Origin of the sequence: Xanthomonas graminis pv. graminis (genome assembly GCF_030168915.1) — a bacterium.
Classification (GTDB): Bacteria; Pseudomonadota; Gammaproteobacteria; order Xanthomonadales; family Xanthomonadaceae; genus Xanthomonas_A; species Xanthomonas_A translucens.
On record NZ_CP076255.1, the window covers coordinates 700,913 to 726,843 of the forward strand.

The 25,931-nt window shown below is 70.7% G+C and carries 22 protein-coding genes and 2 pseudogenes; 12 read left to right on the forward strand and 12 right to left on the reverse strand.

Features of this window, described 5'->3' with window-relative positions; translation table 11 throughout:
• Positions 1–77: 77 nt before the first annotated feature.
• The 5 genes from KHF85_RS02990 to KHF85_RS03010 all read right to left on the reverse strand — a co-directional run bounded on the left by KHF85_RS02990 (position 78) and on the right by KHF85_RS03010 (position 4,719).
• Positions 78–1,022: an RDD family protein gene (locus KHF85_RS02990; protein ID WP_284568465.1), complete on the reverse strand. Its 945-nt coding sequence runs from the start codon at positions 1,020–1,022 to the stop codon at positions 78–80.
• A 38-nt stretch (positions 1,023–1,060) separates the two neighbouring features.
• Complete coding sequence (locus KHF85_RS02995; protein ID WP_284569459.1) at positions 1,061–1,753, reverse strand: pilin; 693 nt, start codon at positions 1,751–1,753, stop codon at positions 1,061–1,063.
• A gap of 40 nt (positions 1,754–1,793) precedes the next feature.
• Positions 1,794–2,267, reverse strand: a complete 474-nt coding sequence (locus KHF85_RS03000) for a DUF494 family protein (RefSeq protein WP_003470396.1) — start codon at positions 2,265–2,267, stop codon at positions 1,794–1,796.
• 42 nt (positions 2,268–2,309) lie between these two features.
• Positions 2,310–3,470, reverse strand: a complete 1,161-nt coding sequence (dprA, locus tag KHF85_RS03005) for a DNA-processing protein DprA (RefSeq protein ID WP_284568466.1) — start codon at positions 3,468–3,470, stop codon at positions 2,310–2,312.
• A 112-nt stretch (positions 3,471–3,582) separates the two neighbouring features.
• Positions 3,583–4,719 (reverse strand): LysM peptidoglycan-binding domain-containing protein, encoded by a 1,137-nt coding sequence (locus tag KHF85_RS03010; protein WP_064542905.1) that lies wholly within the window; start codon positions 4,717–4,719, stop codon positions 3,583–3,585.
• A 138-nt stretch (positions 4,720–4,857) separates the two neighbouring features.
• Between KHF85_RS03010 and def the strand changes: the two genes are divergently transcribed.
• From def to KHF85_RS03050, 8 genes and pseudogenes are all read left to right on the forward strand, one after another.
• Positions 4,858–5,370 (forward strand): peptide deformylase, encoded by a 513-nt coding sequence (gene def, locus KHF85_RS03015; protein WP_284568467.1) that lies wholly within the window; start codon positions 4,858–4,860, stop codon positions 5,368–5,370.
• Positions 5,371–5,480: 110 nt separating this feature from the next.
• Complete coding sequence (gene fmt / locus KHF85_RS03020; RefSeq protein WP_284568468.1) at positions 5,481–6,404, forward strand: methionyl-tRNA formyltransferase; 924 nt, start codon at positions 5,481–5,483, stop codon at positions 6,402–6,404.
• A 17-nt stretch (positions 6,405–6,421) separates the two neighbouring features.
• A pseudogene (gene rsmB / locus KHF85_RS03025) lies at positions 6,422–7,752 on the forward strand (16S rRNA (cytosine(967)-C(5))-methyltransferase RsmB).
• Positions 7,753–7,777: 25 nt separating this feature from the next.
• On the forward strand, positions 7,778–9,493 hold the full coding sequence (locus tag KHF85_RS03030; protein WP_284568469.1) for an ArnT family glycosyltransferase: 1,716 nt from the start codon (positions 7,778–7,780) through the stop codon (positions 9,491–9,493).
• 58 nt (positions 9,494–9,551) lie between these two features.
• Positions 9,552–10,589: a glycosyltransferase gene (locus KHF85_RS03035; RefSeq protein ID WP_284568470.1), complete on the forward strand. Its 1,038-nt coding sequence runs from the start codon at positions 9,552–9,554 to the stop codon at positions 10,587–10,589.
• A gap of 53 nt (positions 10,590–10,642) precedes the next feature.
• On the forward strand, positions 10,643–11,941 hold the full coding sequence (locus KHF85_RS03040; RefSeq protein WP_284568471.1) for an O-antigen ligase family protein: 1,299 nt from the start codon (positions 10,643–10,645) through the stop codon (positions 11,939–11,941).
• An 84-nt stretch (positions 11,942–12,025) separates the two neighbouring features.
• On the forward strand, positions 12,026–12,859 hold the full coding sequence (locus KHF85_RS03045; protein WP_284568472.1) for a glycosyltransferase family 2 protein: 834 nt from the start codon (positions 12,026–12,028) through the stop codon (positions 12,857–12,859).
• Complete coding sequence (locus KHF85_RS03050) at positions 12,859–13,893, forward strand: CDP-glycerol glycerophosphotransferase family protein (protein WP_284568473.1); 1,035 nt, start codon at positions 12,859–12,861, stop codon at positions 13,891–13,893. The genes KHF85_RS03045 and KHF85_RS03050 overlap by 1 nt, the downstream gene beginning before the upstream one ends.
• 31 nt (positions 13,894–13,924) lie before the next feature.
• On the opposite strand, the gene KHF85_RS03055 is transcribed toward KHF85_RS03050, so the two are convergent.
• The 3 genes from KHF85_RS03055 to ribA all read right to left on the reverse strand — a co-directional run bounded on the left by KHF85_RS03055 (position 13,925) and on the right by ribA (position 17,290).
• The gene (locus KHF85_RS03055; protein WP_284568474.1) at positions 13,925–15,436 is read right to left on the reverse strand and encodes a PH domain-containing protein; all 1,512 of its coding nucleotides are present in this window, start codon (positions 15,434–15,436) and stop codon (positions 13,925–13,927) included.
• Positions 15,433–15,984 (reverse strand): PH domain-containing protein, encoded by a 552-nt coding sequence (locus KHF85_RS03060; RefSeq protein ID WP_284568475.1) that lies wholly within the window; start codon positions 15,982–15,984, stop codon positions 15,433–15,435. Before KHF85_RS03060 ends, KHF85_RS03055 begins: the two co-directional genes overlap by 4 nt.
• A 181-nt stretch (positions 15,985–16,165) precedes the next feature.
• Entirely contained in the window at positions 16,166–17,290 is a 1,125-nt protein-coding gene (gene ribA, locus KHF85_RS03065; protein ID WP_284568476.1) for a GTP cyclohydrolase II RibA, read from the reverse strand.
• Between the two features lie 305 nt (positions 17,291–17,595).
• Here ribA and KHF85_RS03070 point away from each other — a divergent pair, with 305 nt between their 5' ends.
• Complete coding sequence (locus KHF85_RS03070; protein ID WP_284568477.1) at positions 17,596–18,117, forward strand: GNAT family N-acetyltransferase; 522 nt, start codon at positions 17,596–17,598, stop codon at positions 18,115–18,117.
• Between the two features lie 15 nt (positions 18,118–18,132).
• On the opposite strand, the gene KHF85_RS03075 is transcribed toward KHF85_RS03070, so the two are convergent.
• The gene (locus KHF85_RS03075; RefSeq protein WP_284568478.1) at positions 18,133–19,047 is read right to left on the reverse strand and encodes a lauroyl acyltransferase; all 915 of its coding nucleotides are present in this window, start codon (positions 19,045–19,047) and stop codon (positions 18,133–18,135) included.
• 215 nt (positions 19,048–19,262) lie between these two features.
• Between KHF85_RS03075 and dtd the strand changes: the two genes are divergently transcribed.
• Positions 19,263–19,703 (forward strand): D-aminoacyl-tRNA deacylase, encoded by a 441-nt coding sequence (gene dtd, locus KHF85_RS03080; protein ID WP_284568479.1) that lies wholly within the window; start codon positions 19,263–19,265, stop codon positions 19,701–19,703.
• 112 nt (positions 19,704–19,815) lie between these two features.
• On the forward strand, positions 19,816–21,675 hold the full coding sequence (rpoD, locus tag KHF85_RS03085) for an RNA polymerase sigma factor RpoD (protein WP_003480854.1): 1,860 nt from the start codon (positions 19,816–19,818) through the stop codon (positions 21,673–21,675).
• Between the two features lie 219 nt (positions 21,676–21,894).
• Here the strand turns inward: rpoD and KHF85_RS03090 are convergent.
• The 3 genes and pseudogenes from KHF85_RS03090 to KHF85_RS03100 all read right to left on the reverse strand — a co-directional run bounded on the left by KHF85_RS03090 (position 21,895) and on the right by KHF85_RS03100 (position 25,620).
• Positions 21,895–23,181, reverse strand: a pseudogene (locus KHF85_RS03090) (AGE family epimerase/isomerase).
• An 88-nt stretch (positions 23,182–23,269) separates the two neighbouring features.
• A complete protein-coding gene (locus tag KHF85_RS03095) occupies positions 23,270–24,574 on the reverse strand; it encodes a sugar MFS transporter (RefSeq protein ID WP_284568480.1) in 1,305 nt (434 codons plus the stop codon).
• The gene (locus KHF85_RS03100; RefSeq protein ID WP_284568481.1) at positions 24,571–25,620 is read right to left on the reverse strand and encodes a LacI family DNA-binding transcriptional regulator; all 1,050 of its coding nucleotides are present in this window, start codon (positions 25,618–25,620) and stop codon (positions 24,571–24,573) included. Before KHF85_RS03100 ends, KHF85_RS03095 begins: the two co-directional genes overlap by 4 nt.
• Before the next feature lie 83 nt (positions 25,621–25,703).
• On the opposite strand from KHF85_RS03100, the gene KHF85_RS03105 reads away from it, so the two are divergent.
• Positions 25,704–25,871 carry an alpha-1,2-mannosidase gene (locus KHF85_RS03105; RefSeq protein ID WP_284568482.1) on the forward strand — a complete coding sequence of 56 codons (168 nt, stop codon included), beginning with the start codon at positions 25,704–25,706 and terminating at the stop codon, positions 25,869–25,871.
• The last annotated feature ends 60 nt before the right edge of the window (positions 25,872–25,931 follow it).

Genomic DNA, 25,931 nt, shown 5'->3' on the forward strand with positions numbered 1-25,931 from the left:
CGGAAAATGCCCAAGCCAACGGCGCTTTACCGACTTCCGTTCTCCGGGTCCCCGGTCCCCGGTCCCAAGTCCCGGCTTCAGTGCCAGCTACCGCTCGCAGCCACGCCGATCGCCAGGATCACCAGCAGCAGGAGCCCGACCATCAGCACCCCGAACAGCGACAGGATCACCACGGTGACCGTGCCCAGCTTGTGCTGCTGCCACTCCGGGTGGTCGGTATAGGCCCATTTGTCCACCACCAGGGTGTCGCAGAGCATGTCGTGCAGGGCCTGCTTGCGCTCGGTGAAGGCGGCCATCAGGAAGCCGATGAAGAGGGTCAGGCTGCTCAGCAGGAAGCCGAAGTAGCGGCCGATGCCGCGGCCGACGCTGATCCGGCTACCGTCGGTACGCACCACCTTGATGCCGATCGCCATCTTGCCCAGCGTGGCCTGCTTGGTCGAGGCATGGAACAGGCCGAAGTACAGCGCGGACATCGCCATCGGCAACAGGTACGCCAGCACCAGCATGAGGATGCCGCTGGCGGTGCTGAAATCCGGGGTGCGGCCGCCGCCCAGGCCGCTGAAGCCGAAGAAGCCGAGCATGATCACCAACTGGATCATCTGCGAGACGATGCCGACCAGCATGCCGTCGATCAGGTAGGCGGCGGTGCGCTTCCAGAAGCCGGCCTGCACCACCTCGCCGCCGCTGACGAAACGCGCTTCCTCGCCGAGCGTGGCGGTGGGCGCGGCATAGGGCGAATGCGCCGCGGCCGCGGCGTCCGGCGTGGTCCAGGCGCTTGGCACGGCCTGCGCGTCGGGCACGTGCGGCGCCGCGGCGGCGGCATCCGCCGCGCTCGCCGCCGGCGCCTGGGTCAGGCCCAGTTCGTCGACGACATCGGCCAGCGGACGCCATTGGCTGAGGCCGTCGCGCCACACCAGCGTGGTCAGGCCCACCTCGCCGCGCTGGAAGCGCTGCTGCAGTTGTTCGGCCGGCATCGGTCCATGGCGCTGCTGCGCGGCATCGGCGTAGTACCACTCACTCATTCCTGTTCCCCAGGGTTGCGGTCGAAAATCCGTTCCGCTCAGCCGCCGCGGCAGTGCGCGGGCAGGTAGCGGTCTTCCAGCTCGGCACTGCACTTCCAGGCCGACGTCCGCTCATCGTAGTCCAGCCACAGCGCCTTGCCATCCAGCTTGGCCTGGCCGGGCGCGTGCAGGGTGGCTTCCAGGCCGCAGTGGCCGTTGTCGAAACGGCCGATGCGCACCTGCGCGACGAAGTCGCTGGCATAGCTCGGCGCGGTGCCGAAGCCGCTGTCGCCGTTCACCGGGCAGCGCCCCTGCTGCGCGGCGAAGCTGGTGATCTGCGCCTGCAGCGGCGCCATGCTGCCGATCGCCTGCGTGGCCTTGGCGCGCAGCGTGTAGTCCTGATACGCGGGGACGGCGATGGCGGCGAGGATGCCGATGATGGTCAGCAGCACCGCGCCGACCACGGCCGCGACGAGCGTGCCGACGCCGCAGCCGGACAGGCCATTGCGCGGCGCGGCGGCAGTGACGGCGGTCGTGGCAATCGCCGGTGGGGGCAGCGGGGGCGGCGTGGCCGTGGCCGGCAGGCCCAGTTCGTCGGCCAGCGTGTGCAGCGGCCGCCAGTCCGGCAGGCCTTCGCGCCAGACCAGGGTGTCGCGCTCGAGAAGCCCGTCGCGCAGGCGTTCCAGCAGCGCCGCGGTGCTCAGCGGGCCGTGCCGGTCGCGTGCGGCGTCGGCGTAGTACCAGGCGCTCAGGGTCGGTTCCTCGTGCATCCGTGCATGCCCCGGCAATGCTTCAGTGCACCGGCTCCGGTTCGTCGACGAACATCTGCGTTTCCATCCACGCGTAGGCCGCCTCGGCGCCGGGCTGGTTGAACAGCACCATCAGCACCACCCATTTCAGGTCGTCCAGATCCAGTTCGTCCTGGTCCAGCGCCATCGCCCGGTCCAGCACCAGCTCGCGCTGGTCGCTGTCGAGGATGCCGTGCTGTTCCAGGAACAGCAGGAAGCCGCGGCATTCCACGTCGAGCTTGTCCAGCTCCGGGCCGTGGTAGATGCGGATCGGGCCGTCGATGCGCGGCTGCGGCACGGCCGGCCGCTGGTCGGCCAGGGCATCGAGCCAATCGAACGCTTTGCTGATTTCGGTGGGGCTGAAGCCAGCCTGGATCAGGCCATTCTGGAGGGAGTCGCGATCGCGGACCGGGTCCGCATCCTCGCTGAAATAATGTTCGAACAGGTACAGCAGGACATCCAGAATGCTCTCTTTCATTGCCCTCGGCCTGCGTCGCTAAACGCTGTGGAGGTGAAGAAACTAGGGTTTGCGGGTGTAACGACCTCGTTCGACCGCCACGTAGCCATCCAGTTCCATGGTCAGCAGCATGGAGGACGCCGCCGCGGCCGTCAATCCGGTGCGCGCGATCACTGAATCCATACAGGTGGGGTCGTGGCCCAGCGCCTGCCACAAGCGCTGGTAGTCGGGATCGGGGAAGGACGGCATGGCGCCGGGGTCGTCGGCGATCCTCTCAGTGGGGGCGTGCAGGCGTCCGCGCAAGGCATCGGCCAATTCCGCGGCCAGCGGCGCGACCCCGGCCAGCACCTCCTCGGCGCTCTCGACCAGTCCGGCGCCGTCGCGGATCAGGCGGTGGCAGCCGCGCGCCAGCGGGTTGTGGATCGAGCCGGGCAGCGCGAACACCTCGCGCCCGGCCTCGGCGGCCAGGCGTGCGGTGATCAGCGCGCCGGAGCGGGCGGCGGCCTCGATCACCAGGGTGGCTAGCGCCAGCCCGGCGATGATCCGGTTGCGCGCCGGGAAGTGGCCGGGCCGCGCCGGGGTGCCGGGCGGATGCTCGCTGACCACCGCGCCGCGCGCGGCGATGCGTTCGCGCAGGGCGGCGTGCTGGCGTGGGTAGGCCAGGTCGGCGCCGGTGCCGACCACTGCCACGGTGAGCCCGTCCTGGCGCGACAGCGCCGCGGCGTGCGCGGCGGCATCGACCCCGGCGGCCATGCCGCTGGTCACCGCGAACCCGGCCGTGGCCAGCGCCAGGGCGAAGCGCTGCGCGTTGTCGCGGCCACCGGCGCTGGGCGCGCGGCTGCCGACCACCGCCACCGCCGGATGCCACAGCGCCGCCGGGTCGCCTTCCAGGTACAGCACCAGCGGCGGGTTGGGGCTGCGCAGCAGCAGCGCCGGGTAGTCCGGGTCGTGGCAGCCGAGCAGGTGCCGGCGCGGCTGCGCCAGCCAGGCCAGCGCGGCGTCCACGGCGGCGCGGTCGGGCCGCTGCAGCGCTGCGATCTGCGCCGGATCCAGTCCCGCCGCGCGCCAGGCGCCGGCGCCGGCGGCCAGGGCCGCGGCGGGGCTGCCGCAGTGGTCGAGCAGGCGCCGGCGCGGGGCGCTGGCGCCGCCGGCCAGGGACAGGGTCAGCAGCGCCGGATCGGCGCAGGCAGGGGCGGTACGGGGCGGGACGGGCAGGGCGGACATCGGTCTGGGAGCCTGTTCCATTCGGGTTAACAGGCCCAGGCTAGGCCGCAAACGCAGACGGCGCCCTCGGGCGCCGTCTGTTGCGGAGGTAGGACTTGCCCGCGTGCGCGGGTCAGCGTGCGTCCGGGTGCTTCACGTCGTAGCCGATCCGGGTCGGCTTGATGCCGTCCATCACCAGCGCGTAGCTGACCTTGTCGAAGGTGCGGAATACCATCGCGTGCGCGGCGTATTCGTCGGGCAGGGCGACCGTGCCGCGGCCGCCGCTGAAGCCGTCGTCGGCGCGCGAGGTGTTCGGGCGCTGCACGCGGTCGTTGACCCGGGTGCCATGGCGCCACAGCGAGACCACGGTGCCGTTGTCGATGCCTTCGCGACTGCCGCCGGAGATCGCGATCACGTCGCGCGGGCCGGCGGCGCTGAACGCGTCGGCCACCGCCAGCACCCGCAGCCCGGCCTCGAGCGCCTGCGCGGAGGGCGGATGCGGCACGAACTGCAGGTCGTAGGGCTGCGCTTCGACCGCGATCAGGCGATCGCCGGCGCGCACTTCGCGGGCGCTGTCCTGCAGCAGCAGTGTAGTGGCCTGGCTGGCGTCGGCGGAGACGCGGGTGACGGTGCCGACGTTGACCTGGGCCAGTTCGTAGCCCAGCGTCTCGCGGCGCTTGGTGTCCGGCGGCACGAAGGTCTGCCACAGGTTGCCGGTACCCGGGGTGCTGCGGCCTTCGTTGTTCAGGTCGTCGCTGAGCCTGGGCAGTTCGTAGCGCACGGTCGGGCGCACTACCGCGTAGCGTTGCCCGGTCTGCGGCGCGCTCAGCCCGGTCGCGTAGACCAGTTGCCCGGCGGTGGCGCGCAGCCGGTTGTCCTCGACGCCGACCACGTAGGGCAGGCCGTCGATGCTGTCGGCCACGCGCAGGTTCTTCAGGAACGGCTCGACGTCGGACAGCGGGATCGCGTCGATCGGCGCGTCCTGGCGCGGGCCGGGCTTGACCGTGGCGCGCGCCACCCGGTCCAGGTAGGCCAGGCTGAGCACGTCGCCGGGGTAGATCAGATGCGGATTGTGCACCTGCGGGTTGGCCTGCCAGATTTCCGGCCACAGCCAGGGCTTGCCGAGGAAGCGCCCGGCGATGTCCCACAGCGTGTCGCCCTTGCGCACCACATAGGTGTCAGGGTGTTCGGCAGCCATGCCCGCGGAAGCGGCATAGGTCGCCACGGTGAGCATCGCCACGGCGACGACCGTACGGAGTCGATTGAACATTGAGTGCGGAGCCTGATTCCCCAACAGGTCCGCGCACTATAGTCCAGAACCCTGGGCGCGGCGCAAGCGTTGGCGCCAGAACGGGGTAGAATTGTCACGTCTTGCCGAATTTTCCGGCGCCCCCATCTGGGTACCGCTATGGCCCTGCTTCCCATCCTCGAATTCCCCGATCCGCGCCTGCGTACCAAGGCGCTGCCGGTCGATCCTGCCGACGTGACCGCGCCGGCGTTCCAGCGCCTGCTCGACGACATGTTCGAGACCATGTACGAGGCCCCCGGCATCGGCTTGGCCGCAAGCCAGGTGGACGTGCACCAGCGTTTCATGGTCATCGACGTCAGCGAAGAGAAGGACGCCCCGCAGGTGTTCATCAACCCGCAGATCGTGCAGCGCGACGGCGAGCAGGTGCACCAGGAGGGCTGCCTGTCGGTACCCGGCATCTATGCCGACGTGACCCGCGCCGAGGCTATCGTCGTGCGCTACCTGGACCGCCACGGTCGACCGCAGGAACTGTCCACCGACGGCCTGCTGGCGGTGTGCGTGCAGCATGAGATGGACCACCTGGACGGCAAGCTGTTCGTCGATTACCTGTCGCCGCTCAAGCGCGAGATGGTGCGCAAGAAGCTGGCCAAGGCGCGCAAGCACGTGGCCTGAAGGCCGCGAAGCGGGAATGCGGAAACGGGAATCGTCAGTGCGGTGCCCGTGCCATTTCCGGGTCCGCGCCTTGCCGATTCTCCATTCCCTTTTCCCGGTTCCCAGCCTCCATGAAAATCGTCTTCGCCGGTACGCCGGACTTCGCCGTGCCGTCGTTGCGCGCGGCCGCGCAGCGCCATGAAGTGGTCGCGGTCTATACCCAGCCGGACCGTCCTGCCGGGCGCGGCCGCGGGCTAACGCCCTCGCCGGTGAAGCTGGAGGCGGTCGCGCGCGGCATCCCGGTGCTGCAGCCGGATACCCTGCGTTCGCCGGAAGCGCTGCAGACCCTGCGCGCGCTGCAGCCGGACCTGATGGTGGTGGTGGCCTACGGCCTGATCCTGCCCAAGGCGGTGCTGGCGATCCCGACCCATGGCTGCTGGAACGTGCACGCCTCGCTGCTGCCGCGCTGGCGCGGCGCCGCGCCGATCCAGCGCGCGATCGAGGCCGGCGACAGCCAGACCGGGGTGTGCCTGATGCAGATGGAAGCCGGCCTGGACACCGGCCCGGTGCTGATGTCGCAGCGCACCCCGATCGGCGACAGCGACACCGGCGGACAGCTGCACGACCGGCTGGCCGCGCTCGGCGCGCAGGTGCTGGCCGACGGCCTGGGCCTGCTGCGCGCCGGCATCCGTCCGGTGCCGCAACCGCAGCCGGAGGTTGGCGTCACCTACGCGCACAAGCTGGACAAGGCGCAGGCGCGGCTGGACTGGCAGCAGCCGGCGGCGCAGCTGGCGCTGCGGGTGCGCGCGTTCAATCCATGGCCGATCGCCGAGGCGGTGCTGGCCGGCGAGCGCGTGCGCATCCACGGCGCGGTGGCGCTGGAGCTGGCGCATGCGCAGCCGCCGGGGACGGTGCTGGCCGCGTCCAAGCAGGGCATCGACATCGCCTGCGGGCAGGGCGCGCTGCGCCTGCGCGTGCTGCAGCGCGAAGGCGGCAAGGCGATCACCGCCGCCGACTACCTCAACGCCCGGCGCGACCTGCCGGTGCTGGCCTGAACCGGCGCGAGCGGCCGATGACCCAGACGCCTGCCGCGCCGCCTGCCGTCGCGCCGCCGCCCGGCGTCGCGCCCCGCGTCGTCGCCGCCCGCGTGCTGAGCGCGGTGATCGACCGCGGCCGCTCGCTGAAGGCCGAACTGGCCACCGCGCTGCCGGCGCTGCCCGATCCGCGCGACCGCGCCCTAGTCGAGGCGATCTGCTTCGCCGTGCTGCGCCGGCGCCCGGCCTACGAGGCCGCACTGCGGCTGTGGCTGCAGAAGCAGCTGCCGCAGCGCGACGCCGAACTGCGCACGCTGCTGATGGCCGGCTTCGCCCAGCTCGACGTGCTCGGCCTGGCGCCGCACGCGGCGCTGTCGGCGACGGTGGAGGCGGCGCGGGCGCTGGACCGGCCGCGCCAGGCCGGCATGGTCAACGCCTTGCTGCGCCTTGCGCTGCGCGACGGGTTGCCGGCGGTGGCCGCCGATGCCGGCTGGCCGCTGTGGCTGCGCGCTGCGCTGCACGCCGACTGGCCGCAGCAGGCCGAGGCGATCTTCGCCGCCAGCCAGCAGGCGGCGCCGCTGTGGCTGCGGGTGAACCGCCAGCGCGGCACGCGCGACGCCTATCTGCAACTGCTGGCTGACGCCGGCATCGGCGCGCAGGCGGTGCCGGACCTGGCCGATGCGATCCGCCTGGCCGAGTCGGTGGCGATGAGCGCCTTGCCCGGCTTCGCCGACGGCTGGGTGTCGGTGCAGGACGGTTCGGCGCAGCAGGTTGCCGACGTGCTGGCGCCGGCGCCGGGCGCGCGCGTGCTGGATGCCTGCGCTGCGCCCGGCGGCAAGTCGGCGCACCTGCTCGAGCGCGCCCGCGCCTGCGCCTGACCGCGCTGGACGTGGACGCGCGGCGCCTGGCGCGGGTGCGCGAGACCTTCCAACGCACAGGCGCCGGCGCGCAGGCGCAACTGCAGGTGGCCGATGCGGCGCAGCCGGACAGTTGGTGGGACGGCGAGGCGTTCGATGCGGTGCTGCTGGACGCGCCGTGTTCGGCCACCGGCATCGTGCGCCGCCAGCCGGACGTGCTGCTGCACCGGCGGCGCGAGGACGTGGTCGCGCTGCAAGCGCTGCAGGCGCGGTTGCTGGACGCCGGCTGGCAGGTGCTGCGGCCGGGCGGGGTGCTGGTCTACGCCACCTGTTCGCTGCTCAAGGACGAGAACGCGCGCCAGCTGCAGGCGTTCCTGGCGCGCACCGCCGATGCGGTGGCCGAAGATCCCGGCGCCGCCTGCGGCCACGCGGACGGCGGCGGCCGCCAGCGCCTGCCCGGCGAGCAGGACCGCGATGGCTTCTTCTATGCGCGGCTGCGCAAGACGGCGTGAAGCGGCCCCGGTATCATCCTGGCCCATGCTGAAAACCCGCGCGTCCCGAGAATTCTGCTTGCTGGCCCTGCTCGCGCTGCTGGTGCTCGGCGCCGGCCTGGGCCTGCGCGATCCGCATCCGGCCGACGAGCCGCGCTTCGCGCTGGTTGCCAAGCAGATGGTGGACAGCGGCAACTGGCTGTTCCCGCACCGCGGCACCGAGCTGTATTCGGACAAGCCGCCGATGCTGATGTGGCTGCAGGCGTCGTTTTACACCGTGTTCGGCAACTGGCGGGTGGCGTTCCTGCTGCCCTCGCTGCTGGCCGGGCTGGGCACGCTGGCCTGCGTCTACGACCTGGGCCGGCGGCTGTGGACGCGCCGGGTCGGCATGTATGCGGCGTATGCGCTGCTGTTCGCGTTCCACTTCACCTACCAGGCGAAGAAGGCGCAGATCGATCCGCTGGTGGTGTTCTACATCACCCTGGCCAACTACGGCCTGTTGCGCCACGTGCTGCGCGGACCCGACTGGCGGATGTGGGCGCTGGGCTGGTTCGCCGCCGGCCTGGGCACGATCACCAAGGGCGTGGGCGCGCTGGCGCTGCTGATGCTGCTGCCGGCCGCGGCGGCGTCGCTGGCGCAGTGGCGCGGGGTCAGGGTCGGTGCGCGCGATCCGCGCTTCTGGCTGGGGCCGCTGGCGTTCCTGGGCGCGGTGTCGATCTGGCTGGTGCCGATGGTGACCACGGCGTTGTCGGCGCAGCAGCCCGAATACCGGGCCTACCTCGACGACATCCTGTTCCGGCAGACCGCCGGGCGCTACGCCAGATCCTGGGACCACCCGCATGGGCCGCTGTATTTCTTCGGGGTGATGCCGAGCATGTGGCTGCCGCTGCTGCTGGCGCTGCCGTGGGCGATGCCGGCCTGGGCGCGGCGCCTGCGCCGGCGCGATCCGCGCTATCTGCTGCCGTTGGCGTGGTGGGCGTTGATCGTGCTGTTCTTCTCGATTCCGACCGGCAAGCGCGACGTCTACATCCTGCCGGCGCTGCCGATGCTGTGCCTGGCGATGGCGCCGCTGATCGCCGGGCTGCTGCGCAAGGCCGGGATCAAGCGGCTGTTGCTGGCGTTCACCGCGGTGGTGACGGTGGCGCTGGGCGCGGTTGGCGCGGCGATCCTGGCCGGGCATGGCTTCCGCGCGCAGATGATGGAGCAGCGCGGCGTCGATCTGCCGACCGTGCAGGCGCTGGCCTGGATCCTGCTGGCGCTCGGCCTGTGGGGCGTGGCCAGCCTGGCGCTGTTCGCGCGGCGGCGTCCGGAACTGGCGATGGTGTCCACGCTGAGCATGCTGTGGGTGCTGGTCGGGCTGCTGGTGTATCCGCTGATCAACACGTCCAGCTCCGCACGCGGGGTGATGGAGGCGGCCGGCCGCCGCATCGGGCCGGACGCGGAACTGGGCCTGGTCGCCTGGAAGGAACAGAACCTGTTGATGGCCGACCGCGCCGCGACCACCTTCGGTTTCGTGGTGCCGTGGGACGAGCAGTTGCGCCGCGGCGTGGCCTGGCAGGCGCAGGCGCCGCAGCGGCGCTGGCTGCTGGTGCAGGAGGCGGCGATGCTCGGCTGCATCGATCGCCGCGCCAGCACCCTGGCGGGCGTGTCCAACCGCCGCAACTGGTGGCTGGTGCCGGCCGCCGCCGTGCATGGCCAATGCACGGTCACCCCGGTCGACCGCGATCGCCTGCGCGAGCAGGACAAGGACCGTTTCGAGTGAGCGGCGGCCGCGCCCGCTTCGCTCGCAACGCCGGCGCCGTGCGCGCCGCAGGGCGAGCATGCCGATGCGCCTGATCCGGGTGATCAGCCGCGACAACGGCGGCGGCCTGAGTCGCGATCTGCAAGTGGTCGCCGAGGCGCTGCGCCGCAGCGGCCGCTACCGGGTGGAAGTGCTCGGCTTCGGCACGGTGCGCTTCGCCAACCACCTGCGCGAATTGCGCCTGGCGCTGCGCAGCCTGCTGCGCGGCCGGGCCGATCTGCAGATCTTCCTGGAACGGGTGTATCCGCGCTGCCTGGGCGCGGGCCGGCGCAACGTGCTGGTGCCCAATCCGGAATGGTTCCGCCGCAAGTGGCTGCGCTGGCTGCCGCGTTTCCAGCGGGTCTTGTGCAAGACCCGGCAGGCCGAGCAGCTTTTTTCCGCGCAGGGGCCGGCCACCGCCTTCATCGGTTTCTGCAGCGACGATTGCTACCGCCCGGAGGTGCCGCGCGAGCGCGCCTGCCTGCACGTGGCCAGCCGCAGCTCGGCCAAGGGCACCGCGGTGCTGCTGCAGACGTGGGCGCGGCACCCGGAATGGCCGCGGTTGACGGTGGTGCAGAGCGCGAAGAAGTCGCGCCCGATCGAGGCCGAGAACATCGACTACCTGACCGGCTATCTGGACCAGCGCGAGCTGCGCCGGCTGCAGAACGCGCACCGGTTCCACCTGTGCCCGTCCGAGGTCGAAGGCTTCGGCCACTACATCATGGAAGCGCTGAGCGTCGGCGCGGTGGTGATCACCACCGACGGCGCGCCGATGAACGAACTGGTGAGCGCCGAGCGCGGCGTGCTGATCGATCCGGTCGGCGAGCGCGAGGACAACTTCGGCGTGCGCTACCGGATCGACGCGGCCGGGATCGAGCGGGCGATGACGCAGGCGCTGGCGCTGGCGCCGATGCAATGCGATGCGCTGGGCACCGCGGCGCGCGCGTTCTTCGAGTCGCGCCAGCGCGAGTTCGGCGAGCGCCTGCTGGCGGTGGTGGCCGATCTGCTCGGCGATGCGCCGCCGCCGGCCGCGTTGGCGCCGGCCGGCAGCGGCCGCGTCCAGGTCAGGTCGGGTTAGGGGTCGCACTTGGATCATCGCCCCCCCTCGTCTATGCGTCCGTTCTCTCCCAGATGACCGAAGCTCCGTCTCGCGCCGCGCCGCCGCTGGCCGCGTTCCCGTCCCGTCGCCACACGCTGGCCGAGTGGGGCGCCGCGCTGGGCCTGCTGTGCCTGCCGGCGCTGGTGGTCAGCATCCCCGGCGGATTGCTGCCTTTCGGGCTGCTGCTGTTGGCGAGCAGCCTGCTGGCGCTGCAGCGGATGCGCCGCGCGGCGGCCGGGCTGCAGCCGTCGCTGCGCTGGCTGGGCGTGCTGGCGCTGCTGGTGATCGGACTGTCGCTGTTCTCGTTGCTGTACTTCGGCCAGCCGCTGAAGGACATCGACAACCGCACCCGGTTCCTGGTGCTGCCGTGGACCGCCTTGTGGGTCTACGCACTGCGCCCGCCGCGGCACCTGCTGTGGTGGGGCGCGCTGCTGGGCATCTTCGTCACCCTGGTGCTGGCGATCGTGCAGGTGCTGCAGGGCCAGCCGCGCGCCGAGGGCTGGACCAACGCGATCGTGCTCGCCGATGTGGTGCTGGTGCTGATGGTGGTGGCGGTGTTCTGCCGGCCGCACGGGCGTTGGCCATGGACCATCGTGGCGCTCGTCGCCGGCTGCGCGACCATCCTGTTCAGCGGCAGCCGCGGCGTCTGGCTGGGCATGCTGTTGCTGCTGGTGGTCACTGCGCTGTGCGTGCGCTGGCGCAGCGGCCGCGCGCGGTTGGTGATCCTGGGCGTGCTCGCCGCGCTGGCGGCGACCCTGGTGCTGAGCGTGCCGGCGCTGACCCGGCAGACCCGCCTGGCCGAACTGCATCACGACGTGCAGCGCTACGAGCGCGGCGACAGCGACTCTTCCGCCGGCGCGCGCATCGAGCGCCTGCAGGTGGCGGCGGCCACCTTCGTCGAGCATCCGCTGGTGGGCGTGGGCGTAGGCCGCTTCGACAACGCGATGCTGCGCCTGCCCGATTGCCGCAGCAGGACCTGGGTGGAGCGTTGCCACCTGGGCCACGCGCACAACGATCTTGCCGAATGGAGCGCGACCCAGGGCCTGCCCGGCACGCTGCTGATCGTGCTGGTCTACGGCGTGCCGCTATGGCTGCTGCTGCGCCTGTACCGGCGCCGCCCGCGCCCCGAATTCCATGGCCCGGCCGCGACCGGGATCATGGTGGTGGCCGCCTACATCCTGTGCGGCATGACCCAGTCGATGTTCGCGCACCAGGTCACCACCGGTTTCTACGTGTCCCTGGTCGGCGTGCTGATCGGGCTGGCGGCCTGCGATGCGCAGCCGCCGCAGGTGCGCGCCGGCGCCGCTGAAGGCGTTGCCGGAAGCCGGTAGACTGCCGATCCCGCACCGCCGACCGGCGCGGCGCCGACCGCGCCATGCCCGCAGGCTGCACCGCTGCCCCGGATACCGAGCGCCATGGCCGACGCCGCCGCGACCACCTTGCCGCTCAGCCTGGTGGTGATGACCTACAACGAAGCCGGCAACATCGCCCGCTGCCTGGACAGCGTGCCTTTCGCCGCCGACAAGCTGGTGGTGGACTGCGGCAGTACCGACGACACTGCGGCGATCGCCCGCGCGCACGGCGCGCGCGTGGTCGAGCAGGCCTGGCTGGGCTTCGGCGCGCAGCGCAACTTCGCCTCCACCCAGGCCGCGCACGACTGGATCCTGGTGCTGGACGCGGATGAATTCCTGTCCGACGCGCTGCGCGCCGAATGCCTGGCGCGGCTGCCGCAGCTGCTGGCGGAGGACCGCCTGGACGCGGTGTGGCTGCGTCGCAGCACCTGGTACATGGGCGCGCCGATGCGCTGGTACCGGCCGATGGTCGGCGAGCGCCTGGCGCGGCTGTACCACCGCGGCCGCGCGCGCTGGAGCGATGCGCGGGTGCACGAATCGCTGCGCTTCGACGGCGCCAGCACCGAGTTCGCGCCGCCGTTCAACCACCTGCACAACCCGACCCTGGTGCATAAGCAACTGAAGGTGCTGCGCTACGCCGAACTGAAGGCGCTCGGCTGGCGCGACAAGCGCAAGCCGGTGAGAATGTGGCAAAGCCCGTTCGTGTTCGCCGGCGCCTTCCTCAAGGATTACCTGTTGCGCCTGGCGGTGCTCGATGGCTGGCGCGGTTTCGTGGTGGCGCAGACCGCGGCCAGCTACGCGCTGTACAAGCGCATGCGCTATTACGAAATGCAGTACAACCCGGCCTCGGTGGAGCAGGCGCGGGCGCAGCTGCAACGGCACGATCTGGAGCACTGATGAGCAAGCACTATCTGCTGTACGGGTCCGAGCGCTACGCGTTGGCGATCCTGCGCCCGTTGCAGGCCGCGATCCGCGCGCGCGGCGACCAGGCGGCGTGGTTCTTCGACGGCCCCGGCGCCGCCGATCTGAGCGCCGACGAACGCCATCTGGCCACCGTCGAGGAGGTGCTGGCGTGGAATCCGTACGCGGTGATCACCTCCAGCAACGCGGTGCCGCATTTCTTCCCCGGGGTGAAGGTCGAGACCTTCCACGGCTTCGACGCCGGCAAGCCGCGGCACATCTACGTGCGCGGCTTCTTCGACCTGTACTGCACCACCGGCCCGCGCGACACTGCCGCGTTCGGCGCGCTGGCGCGCAGGCTCGGCCACTTCGCGGTGAAGGAAACCGGCTTCCCCAAGATCGATCCGTTCATGCGCGAGATCGGCGCCGAGCTCGCGCCGGTGCGGCAACCGCCGGTGATCCTGTACCACTCCACGTTCTCGCCGTCGTGGAGTGCGGCCGGCATCCTTTACGACGAGGTCAAGCGGCTGTCGCGCAGCGGTGAGTGGCGCTGGATCGTGACCTTCCATCCGAAGATGGATCCGCAGATGGTGGCGCGCTACCGCGCGCTCGAGAACGCGTACCTGCGTTTCGCCGACAACGACAACATCCTGGAGCTGTTTCCGCAGGTGGACCTGATGTGCTCGGACACCTCCTCGGCGCTCAACGAGTTCCTGCTGACCTACAAGCCGGTGGTAACGTTCAAGAACCGGCGCCCGGGCCCGCAACTGATCGACATCGACGACCCCGCGCAGTTCGAGCCGGCGATCCGCCGCGCGCTGGCGCGGCCGCCGCAACTGATGGCGGCGATCCGCGACTTCGCCGACGGCCTGCATCCCTACCGCGATGGGCAGTCCAGCGAGCGCGTGCTGCGCGCGATCGACGATTTCGTCGCCGAGGGCGCGCGCAATCCGCGGCGCAAGCCGTGGAATGTCTGGCGCAAGCTGAAGATCCGCCGGCGCATCGGCTACTGGGGCCGCGGCGCGCGTTGACCCAGCGCGCGGCAGGGCGCCGTGCCTGCCGCTACCAGCGCAGCCGGCGCCGCGCCAGCGCCCGGCTCAGTTGCAGGTAGACCGCGCGCGCCTCCGGCTCCGGCAGCAGCCGCACCCGCAACGGCGGCTCGCCATGGCGGGCGCCGGCGGTATCCAGCCACAGCGTGGCGGTGCCGCAGCGGCGGTCCAGCGGCGAGCGGGTCAGCCGCAGCGCCTGCAGCTTGTCGATCTCGGCCAGCCGCCACCAGCGCCGCCACCAGCCGCCGCGTACCGCCACGTAGCGATCGTCCAGCGCATAGCCCATGCGTTGCGCGTGGCGCCAGGCCTTGAACGCCGACCACGGCAACCACAGCAGCGACAGCGCGGCCCAGGCGCCGAACGCTTGCCACAGCCCGGCGCAGGCCAGCGGCACCAGGCACAGCGCCGGCAGGGATAGCCGCCACCAGCAGCGCGTGGCGATGCCGTGCCACTGCGGCGGCGGCCAGGCGATCTGCGGCAGCAGCCGATGCAGCAGCGCATCGCAGGCCGCGGGGGTCGCCAGCGGCGCCAATTCCTTCAGCGCGCGGCCGTGCTCGCCGTGGCCATCCATCACCGCGGTATCGATGTGCAGGCTGCGCCGCCGCAGCAGGCGTTGCAGCATGCCCTCGTGCAGGGTCCAGGCCTGGATCCGGCGCCGCGCCACGCTGCTGCGCAGCCGCGTCAGCAGGCCGCGCTCCACGGTCAGCCGGCGCTCGCTCTCGCTGAGCCGGAAGCCGTGATACTGCAGCAGCGCCAGCGCCATCGACAGCGCGCGCATGATCAGCAGCAGCGTGACCAGCATCAGCGTCAGCGTGGCCGCGCCGGCCATCCAACCCAGGTGCAGATGGCTGGCGTAACCGAACAGCTGCTGCGCGTAGCGGTCGATCGCGTTGGAGACCATGCGCTCGGGGAACAGGTGATAGGTGGCACCGAACACGGTCGCCACCACCACCATGCCGCGGTTGGAGATCAGCCCCTGGCGCAGCACCTCCACCGTGGGCAACGCCAGCAGCACGTCGCTGGCCGCGGCGGCAGCCGTGGACGCCGCCGCGCTGTCGTCGCCTGCGCGATGGCGGATCTGCCGCTCCAACGCCAGCGCCTGGTCCAGCCGCAGCACTCGCATCTGCGCTTCCGGCTTGGTTCCGCCGGCCGATTCCAGCCGCACTTCGGCCACCCCGAACAGCCGATGCAGCAGCGACTGGTGCACGACCACGTTGTGGATGCGCGCGAACGGGATCTCGCGCAGGCTGCGTTCCAGCCAGCCGCTGCGGATGCTCAGGCTGTCGCGGCCGATGCGGTACTGGTAGGTGAAGTAGCGCAGCAGCGACACCGCGATCAGCGCGCTGCCCGCCAGCAGCAGCATCAGCTGGTCGAGATGGTCGTTGTGGCCGTCGCGCCCGCCGAATACCAGCAACGCCAGCAGCGGCAGCAGGAAATGCCGCAGGTGCTGCAGCAGCACGAACAGCCACGACCACGGGTGCAGGCGCCGGACCGCAGTGTCTTCAGCGTCCACGGCGGCGCTCATAGCGCATCGTCGTCGTGGTCGAGCTGGTGCGCCAGGCGTTCGCGCAGGCGCTCGGCGTCGGCCTGGTCCAGGCCGGGCACGGCCACCGCGTTGTGCCGGGTGCCGGCGGTATGCACGATCAGGGTCGCCAGGCGCGCGGCGCGCTCCAGCGGGCCACGGCGCAGGTCCAGGTGCTGCACGCGCGACATCGGCACGTGCACCTCGCTCTGCCACATCCGCCCGCGGCGCAGATCCAGGCCCTGCGCGTCTAGCCGCCAGCGGATCCGGCGATGGCGCACGAAGCCGATGCAGGCGCCCAGCAGCGCGCCGAGCGCGGCGGCGCCGGCACCGATGAGCACCGTCTGGCGGCTGTGCAGGGAGAGACCGAAGATCGCCGCGGCGATCAGCACGCAGATGCCGAGCATGCCGCCGCCGCCGAGCGCGGCCAGCCAGGCGCCGCGCAGCGGCAGCGGTTGCCAGTCGTGCGCGGCCGGTGACGCGACAGCGGCCTGCGGGTCGGCGCCAGGCGCGGGGGCGGCGGAGGGATCCAGGGACGGCGGTGCGGTCACGGCGGGTTCTCGAAGCGATGGGCGGACACTGTGCACGCGCGCCGCGCAGGTCCGCGATCGTAACGCGGGCGGCGCCTGGCGCGCTCCGCGGGCGCGCGGGAAGCGGTCAGGACTCGCCTCGGCGCGCCATGCCGTCCGGCATGCGCCGCGATCGTCGTGGCCGGTGTTGCGCCGCCGCGGCTCAGCGCGCGGCGTGAATCAGCGCGTCCACGTCCAGCGCATGGCCGGCGCGGGTGGCCTTGGTGCGCAGATAGCGCTCGTTCTCGGCGGTGATCGCGCCGGTGATCGGGATGCGCTCGACCACGTCGATGCCGGCCGCGCGCAGGCGCTCGGCCTTGGAGGGGTTGTTGGTCAGCAGGCGCACGCGCTGGATGCCGAGTCCGCGCAGCATCGCCACCGCGCTGCCGTAGCGGCGTTCGTCGGCGCCGAAGCCCAGCTGCGCATCGGCGTCGATGGTGTCCAGCCCGTCGTGCTGGTAGCCGTAGGCGCGCAACTTGGTGGCGATGCCGGTGCCGCGGCCTTCCTGGTCCAGGTACAGCAGCACGCCGCCGCCGAGTTCCTTGAGCTTGGCCAGGCCATGCCGCAACTGGTCGCCGCAATCGCACTTCAACGAGCCGAACAGGTCGCCGGTGAGGCAGGACGAATGCACCCGTACCGGCACCGGCACGGACAGGTCCGGCTGGCCGATCACGATCGCGACCTGGTCGCGCTGCGCCACGCCGCCGCGGAACACCACGAACTCGCTGCTGCCCAGATCGCGCAACGGGACCTGGGTGCGGGTCACCAGTTCGTAGCTGCCGGAGGTGGTGGTCGCGCAGCCGTGTTTCAGGTCGTCCAGCTGCAGCGACTGGCAGCCCTGGAAGGCGCTGTCGGCGTCCAGGTCCACCGCGACGATCGCCGGCAGCAGCAGGCCCAGGCGCGCGATCTCCACGGCGCCGGCATCCAGCGCATCGCCCGGCATCCAGTGCGTGGGCAGCGTGCCGCTGCGCAGGTAGGCCAGCGCGGCCAGGGCATCGTAGGACTGCTCGGCCAGGGCGATGCGTGCGCCCTGCGGCGCGACCAGGCCCAGCACCTGTGCGCGGGTCGGGGTGAGGAACAGGTAATGCCGCTGCGCCGCCGCCTGCGTGAAGCTCAGGTAGGACTGCGCGGTGCTGCTGTCCAGCGCCAGCACCGCACGCGCCTGACCATCGCCGCCTTCGATGACCACCGGGCGGCCGGCCCGCAGCTCCGAGGCCGCACGTTCGGCGCGGATCGCAGCAGGATCGCCGAACGGGGGCGTGCAGGTGAGGGGGGCAGGGCTGGTCATGCAGGACTCCAAATGGGGATCTTCTGCGCCGCTTCAAGGCTGGTCGGCGGCGGCGCACCCCGGTCGCGCCACATGCGGGCGGGGCAGCGTGCCCGGGCGGCTATTGTCGCGTGGTTTGGCCTCCTCGCCAGCATTCGCGTGATGGAACGCACTGTGTGCCGCGCCAGCATGGATGCATGCAACCGCCATGCCAGGCGCGGTCACTCACCGGATCGCGGTCGCGATCTGCCGGCGGGCGGTGATGGGCATGTTCAACCGCGGCCGATTCATTTCTACTAGGCCGGACCCGTTTCCAGGACCCGCGCATGCACCTCGTCGAATGCACCGAACAGCGCCATGCCGGCGCGATCCTGGAGATCTTCAACGAGGCCATCGCCCATTCCACCGCACTCTACGACTACCGGCCGCGCCCGCCGGAAAGCATGGTCGGCTGGTTCGCGGCCAAGCGCGCCGGCGGCTTTCCGGTGATCGGGATCGAGGACGCGCACGGCAGCCTGCTCGGTTTCGCCAGCTACGGCACGTTCCGCGCCTGGCCGGCGTTCAAGTACAGCGTCGAGCATTCGCTGTACGTGCACCGCGACCATCGCGGCAAGGGCCTGGGGCGGCGCCTGCTGCTGGCGCTGGTCGATGCGGCGCAGGAACGCGGCGTGCACGTGCTGGTGGGCGGCATCGACGCCAGCAACGCCGGCAGCATCGCACTGCACAAGCAACTGGGTTTCGTGCATGCCGGCACCGTGCGCGAGGCCGGGTTCAAGTTCGGGCGCTGGCTGGACCTGGCCTTCTACCAGCGCATCCTCGCCGGCCCGGCGCAGCCGCACGACGATTAGCCGTAGCGCCGCTGCTCAGTGCGGATGCCTGGCGGTGGCGTAGGGGTTGGCTTCGGCCGGATCCGGGCGCAGCGTGTAGCGCTTGTAGGTCCACTGGTATTGCGCCGGGTCGCGGCGCGCCACCCGCTCCACGCCTTCGTTCAGCGCGGTCGCGGCGCGCAGCGGGTCCGGGTCGGCGATCGCCTCCGGCGCCGGCTGCACCTGCAGCGCGAATTCCAGGTCGTTGTCGACCCGCTCGCACCAGGCGAACAGCACGATCGCGCCGGTGCGCTCGGCCAGCCGGTTGACCAGGGTCATGGTCAGCGCCGGCACGCCGAAGAACGGCGCGAACACGCCGTCGCCGGCCTTGGGTTGCTGGTCGGGAAGAATGCCGACCGCGCCGCCGTCCTTGAGCACCTTGAACAACTGCCGCACCGCCGGGCCTTCGGCGCGCACCTGGCGCACGTTGTCGCCGCTGCGCACCAACTGCAGGAACGCATCGCCGACGTCGGACGCCGGCGCGCGGTAGACGATGGCGATGTCGCCGCGCGAGGCCAGCCACTGGTTGAGCAGTTCCCAGTTGCCGAAGTGCGGCGCGGCCACGATCACCCCGCGGCCCGACGCCAGCGCGGCGTCGTACAGTGCCTGGCCGTGGCGCTGGCGCAGCTGCGCCAGGTTCTGCGCCGGCGGCCGGGTCCACAGCACCAGGGTCTCGAACGCCTGCCGCGCGGTGGAGCGCAGCACGTCGCGGTGCAGGGCCACGCGCTCGCTGGGCAGCAGTTCCGGGTAGGCCAGCTCCAGGTTGCGGCGGGTGACCCGGCTCTCGCGCGCGTCCTTGCGCAGCCACAGCCAGGCCAGGCCGTCGGCCAGGCACCGCAGCCACGGCCAGGGCAGGCGCGCCACGGCGGCGGCGCAGCGGTACAGAACGGTTGCGAGGGTTGCGGGTTTCATCGCCCCAGTTTATCCGCTGCGCCGGCCGCGCCAGGCTGGCGCGGTCGCACCCGGCCCGATCGGCGTCACGGATCGGCCCGCTTGTGTGCCGGTACGGCTTCCGCCAGCCGCTGCAATTCGGCCATGATCCGGCGGGATGACAGCGCCCCATCGAACCCGGATGCTTCCGAGTCCCGAGTCCCGAGTCCCGAGTCCCGAATACCGGAGTCCCGCCCATGCTCTCCCTGATCCAGCGCGTCACCCAGGCCGAGGTCCGCGTCGACGACGCGGTGGTCGGTCGCATCGGCCCTGGCCTGCTGGCGCTGGTGGCGGTGGAGCCGGGCGATACCGAGGCCAAGTTGCAGCGCATGGCCGAGCGCCTGCTCGGCTACCGCGTGTTCGCCGACGCCAGCGGGCGCATGAACCGCGCGCTGCGCGATACCGGCGGCGGCCTGCTGCTGGTCAGCCAGTTCACCCTGGCCGCGGACACCGGCTCGGGCATGCGTCCCAGCTTCACCACCGCGGCGCCGCCAGCCGAGGCTGAACGCGGCTTCAACCGATTGCTGGAGATCTGCCGGGAGCGGCATCCGCCGGGGGTGGAAAGCGGGCGCTTCGGTGCCCATATGATCGTCAGCCTGGTCAACGACGGCCCGGTCACTTTCCTGCTCCGGCCTTAAGCCGGGGCGCTCCTGGTGGAGCGATTCACGCTCTTTGTCCGGCAAGCGGCTGTCCGGGCTGTTATAATGCTAGGTTCACTCATTCATCTACCTGCCGGTGGCGCGAGCACTCATGGCCAACGAACGTCCTGCCCAGCAATCCGACATCAAGCTACTGATCAGCAAGGGCCTGGAACAGGGCTATCTGACTTACGCCGAAGTCAATGACCATCTGCCCGACGACCTGGTCGATCCGGAGCAGATCGAAGACATCATCAGCATGATCAACGGCATGGGCATCGACGTCCATGAAGTCGCCCCCGACGCCGAGACCCTGCTGCTCAACGACGGCAACACCGGTAACCGCGAAGTCGACGACACCGCGGCCGAAGAAGCCGCCGCGGCGCTGACCGCGCTCGATACCGAAGGTGGCCGCACCACCGACCCGGTGCGCATGTATATGCGCGAGATGGGCACGGTCGAGCTGCTGACCCGCGAAGGCGAAATCGCCATCGCCAAGCGCATCGAGGAAGGCCTCAGCCAGGTCCAGGCCGCGCTGGGTGCGTTCCCGCTGGCAGTGGAAACCCTGCTCGAGGACTACGAGCAGCACAAGGAAGGCAAGAAGCGCCTGGCCGAGATCGTGGTCGGCTTCAACGACCTGATCGAGGAAGAGCCGGCGCCGGCCGTGGTCGCCAGCGACGACGACAGCGCCGCCGATGCCAGCGACGACGATGACGACGAGGAAGTCGAAGCCGCCGAGGAAGAGGCCGGCCCGACCGGTCCGGATCCGGCCGAGGTCGCGCGGCGCATGGAGCTGCTGGCCACCGAATACGCCAAGTTCAAGAAGGCGCACGCCAAGAACGGCGCCGAGCACAAGCTGGTCACCAAGCTGCGCACCGACATCGCCGAGGTGTTCGTCACCTTGAAGCTGCCGCTGCCGCTGACCGACGTGCTGGTGCGCAAGCTGCGCGACACCATGGCCCAGGTCAAGGACCACGAGCGCCGCGTGCTGCACCTGGCCACGCACGTGGCGCGGATGCCGCGCAAGGACTTCATCCGTTCCTGGGAAGGCAACCAGACCAACGTGGCCTGGGTCGACGACGCACTGAAGCGCAAGCAGAAGTGGTCCTCGGCGCTGCGCGACGTCAAGGACCAGATCGTCTCCGAGCAGGAAGCCACCGTGGCGGTGGAGCAGGCGACCTACCTGAGCCTGACCGAGCTGAAGGAAATCAGCCGCGCGATGGCCTATGGCGAAGCCAAGGCGCGCAAGGCCAAGAAGGAAATGGTCGAGGCCAACCTGCGCCTGGTGATCTCGATCGCCAAGAAGTACACCAACCGCGGCCTGCAGTTCCTCGACCTGATCCAGGAAGGCAACATCGGCCTGATGAAGGCGGTGGACAAGTTCGAATACCGCCGCGGCTACAAGTTCTCCACGTATGCGACCTGGTGGATCCGCCAGGCCATCACCCGTTCGATCGCCGATCAGGCGCGCACCATCCGCATCCCGGTGCACATGATCGAGACGATCAACAAGTTGAACCGCATTTCCCGGCAGATGCTCCAGCAGTATGGCCGCGAGGCCACGCCGGAGGAGCTGGCCAAGGAAATGGACATGCCGGAGGACAAGATCCGCAAGGTGATGAAGATCGCCAAGGAGCCGATCTCGATGGAAACCCCGATCGGCGACGACGAGGATTCGCATCTGGGCGACTTCATCGAGGACACCAACGTGGAGTCCCCGATCGAGAACACCACCAACATCAACCTGTCCGAGACCGTGCGCGACGTGCTCGCCGGGCTGACCCCGCGCGAGGCCAAGGTGTTGCGCATGCGCTTCGGCATCGACATGAACACCGACCACACCCTTGAGGAAGTCGGCAAGCAGTTCGACGTCACCCGCGAGCGCATCCGCCAGATAGAGGCCAAGGCGCTGCGCAAGCTGCGTCATCCCAGCCGCTCCGAGCAGCTGCGCAGCTTCCTCGATATCGACTGATCGAGCGCGGTTCGCGGCAACGGAAAAGCCCCGCCAGGTGCGGGGCTTTTTTGTGGGCGAAGGATTGGTGCCACTTGCTTGCGCTATCGCACCACCTGCGCACGACCAACCCCTGTAGGAGCGGCTTCAGCCGCGACCGGGTCTCACCGGTAACACCCTGTCGCGGCTGAAGCCGCTCCTACAGGAACAGAGGCGCCGGATCGCCGGCGCCCCGCGCATCTATGCGAACGCCTTGCTGCTGCGCATCACCGCCAGCACGTCGTGGCAGGCGCCCATGGTGTGGTAATCGGTCTTGCCGGCCGGGCTCTTCTCGTCGCTGTAGCTGCGGTTGTCGCGGCTAAGGATGCGGAACCAGGCGCCGTAGCGGTGATCGACCAGGTGTTCCCACGAATACGCCCACAGCCTGTCGTAGGCGGCGCGGTAGCCCGCATCGCCGCTCGCGGCCAGCAGCCGCGCGGCGGCGGCGATGGCTTCGGCCTGCACCCAGAAATACTTGTCGTCGTCGCAGAAGTAGGTCGGGTGCTGCGCCACGTCGGACACGCCGACCACCGGCTCGGCTTCGCTGCCGGAGGCGAAGCCATAGACGATGCCGCCGTGCTGCGCGTCCCAGCCGTGGGCCAGTGCGGTGTCGAACAGGTGCCGCGCGGTGGGCAACAGCCAGTCCGGCGCGCTGCCATCGGCGGTGTGCAGGTGCCCGTGCAGCAGCACCAGCAGCTTCGCCCATTCGACTTGGTGGCCGGGCTGGAAACCCCAGGGCCGGAACAGGTGCTTTGGATTGTCGCGGTTGTAGTCCCAGTCCACCTGCCAGTACGCGTCTTAGTGCTCCCACACCAGGCCGCCGGCCAGCGCGGCTTGCCGGCGGGTGATGTGGTCGGCGAGCAGTAGCGCGCGCTGCAGATAGCGCGGCTCGGCGCTGGCCTCGTAGGCGGCGATCAGCGCCTCGCACAAGTGCATGTTGGCGTTCTGCCCGCGGTAGCTGGAGAACTGCCAGTCGGGCGTGGCCTCGTCGCGGTACAGGCCGGCGCTAGCGTCCCAGTAGCGGGTTTCCAGCAGCTGCCAGGTTTCGTCCATCCACGCGTCGGTATCGAGGCCGGCCTTCTTCGCGGTGGAATAGGCCAGCAACACGAAGGCGGCGCCGTAGGCGTGCTGGGTGCGGTCCTCGGCGACGCCGTCGCGCAGGGTCCACACGTAGCCGCCGCTGGCGGCGTCGCGATGCGTCTCGCGCAGGTAGCGCAGGCCGTGGCGCGCCGCGTCCAGGTACTCGGCGGCCAGCGGCGAATCGGCGAACTCGTTCGCCGCCATCGCGTAGTTGAAGACGAAGCGGGTGCTGCTGACCAGGTGGCGGTGGCCGGCGTCGTACACGCTGCCGTCGTCGCGGAAGTAGTGGAAGAAGCCGCCGGCCGGATCGATCGCGCGCGGATGGTAGAAGGCCATGGTGTCGGCGATATGCGCGCGCAACACGGCGGCATCGGCGAAGTCGGGCAGGGGCGTGGCAGGCAGGTTCATGCGGTCGCTAGGAGCCATGTGTGGGGGAGGGGGGAGAACAGCCGAGCGCAGGCACGGCGGCAGCGCGCCGCCGTACCCGTTTTATGCATCAATGCATCGCGCGCGCCACCGGCCTGGTGCCCGGCGCCTCGGCCGGCAGGTTGGCCGACAGCCGCGAGCCGCGCAGGCCGTACCAGAGGATGTAGGCGTAGCACAGCAGCGGGATCACGAAGGCGTGCTGGATGCCGATCGCGTCGGCCAGTTTGCCCTGCGCCAGCGGCACCAGCGCGCCACCGACGATGCCCATGATCAGCAGGCTCGAGGCCTTGCTGGTCAGCGGGCCGAGGCGTTCGATGGCCACGGTGAAGATGGTCGGGAACATGATCGAGTTGAACAGGCCGATCGCGATCACGCTCCACATCGCCACCTGGCCGCTGCTGAGCATGGTCGCGATCAGCAGCAGCGAGGCGACGCCGGCGAAGGCGGCCAGCAGCTTGCGCGCCGGGATCAACTGCAGCAGCGCGGCGCCGGCGAAGCGGCCGACCATCGCGCCGCCCCAGTAGAACGCCAGGTAGCGGCTGGCGGTGGCTTCGGTCAGGCCGCCGGTGGTCGGGCCGGAGATGTAGTTGATCAGGAAGCTGCCGATCGACACTTCCGCGCCCACGTACATGAAGATCGCCACCACGCCCCACAGCAGGTGCGACTGGCGCAGCGCATCGCCGAAGCTGTGCTGTGACTCGGTGCTGTCGGCGTCGTCCTCGCGCAGCGACGGGATGCGCATCACCAGCACGAACACCGCCAGCAGCAACAGGCCGCCGGCCAGCAGCAGGTACGGCACCTGCACCGATTGCGCCTGCGCGCCGCGATAAGCCGCTTGTTCGAGTGCGCTCATCGCCGCGATCTTGTCGGCCGACAGCACCGCGGTGGCCAGGATCAGCGGGCCGATCAGCAGCGGGAACACAGTGGTGCCCAGCGAATTCAGCGCCTGCGCGAAGTTGAGCCGGCTCGGCGCCTTGCGCGGTTCGCCGATCAGGCTGATGTACGGATTGGCCGCCACCTGCAGCAGGGTGATGCCGCTGGCCAGCACGAACAGCGCGGTCAGGAACAGCGGATACGACGGCAGCCGCGCCGCCGGGTAGAACATCACCGCGCCGATCGCCGCGATCACCAGGCCGATGACGATGCTGGCCTTGTAGCCGACCCGCGCCACCACCGCACCGGCCGGCAGCGACATCAGGAAGTAGGTGCCGAAGAAGGTGAACTGGATCAGCATCGACTGCGTGTAGTTCATCTGGAACACGGCTTTCAGATGCGGGATCAGCACATCGTTGAGGCTGGTCAGACCGCCCCAGGTGAAGAAGATCATGCTGACCACCGCGATGGCGGCAGTGTTGGACAGCGGGCGACGGCTCATGCAGCGACTCCGGGAACGGACGAGAGGGCGACCCGGCTGCTGGCACGCAGGCACAGCCGGGCGGGGGCGATGGTAAGCGCAGGCAGTGTCTGTTGCTGGCGTAATGCGTCCAGCACCAGCTGCGCGGCCTGCATGCCGCGTTCGCGCGGGGCGACGGCGACGGTGGACAGCGACGGGGTGGCGACGGCGGCTTCGGCGATGTCGTCGAAGCCGATCAGCGCGTAGTCGTGGCCGGCGTGGCGGCCGCGTTCGGCCAGGCCGCTGGCCAGGCCCAGCGCCACCACGTCGTTGTAGCAGACCAGGGCGGTCGGCAGCGGGTCGCGCGCGCACAGCGCGCCGGCCTGGCGCGCGGCGTCCAGCCGGGTCGGCGCGCATTCGATCAGCCACGCCGGATCGGCGGCGATGCCGGCGGCGGCGAGTGCGTCGCGGTAGCCGGCGCGGCGTTCGGCGCAGGAACTGGACTGGCGGTGGCCGCCGAAGAACGCGATCGCATGGTGGCCCAGCGCCAGCAGGTGCTCGGTGGCCAGGCGCGCGCCGCGGCGGTTGTCCAGCGCCAGCAACGGCCAGTCGCCGTCCAGCGCGCGGTTGAACAGCAGCACCGGCAGCCGCGTGCCGAGCAACTGGCGCAGCCGCGCCGCGTCGGTGTTCTCGGTCGGCGACAGGATCAGCGCCGCCGGCTGGTGCTCGATCAGCGAGGCCAGCACGCTGTGCTGGCGCTCCGGCGATTCGCCGGTGCTGCCCATCAGCATCACGTAGCCGGCCTCGGCCAGCGCCGCGTCCACGCCGCCGGCGAATTCGGCGAAGAACGGATTGGCCAAGTCGTTGACCACCAGCGCCACCGCGTTGGAGGCGCGCCCGCGCAGGCTGGCCGCGCCGCGGTGGTAGACGTAGCCCTGCCGCGCGATCTCCGCCGCCACCCGCGCGCGCGTGTCCGCATGCACCAGCGGGCTGTTGCGCAGCACCAGCGACACGGTCGCCCGCGACACGCCGCAGGCGGCGGCGAGGTCGGACACGGTGACGCGTTTGTCGGCGGGGGACGACGGCACGGCGATTAGACCGGTTCAAAAGGCCGCCCATCCTGCGCCGTTGTGATTCGCTGCGCATTTTGCAGTGCAGCAATCCGGGGCAGATGCCGGCCTGGTCCATGGTCACCGCCCTGCCGCACCCGACCCTGGCGCTGCCCAACGGCAAGCGCTTGCGCAGCGTCGCCGACGGCCACGACGCGCCTCCCTGCATCGGCAGCGCCAGCCTCAACGGCCGTCCGCTGGGACGTGGCCGGCGCGTGAACGCAGGGTGACGTTAAGACGTCGGCACTGCGTCGGTCCGACACCGGGTTTCGCCGCGAACGCCCATGGCG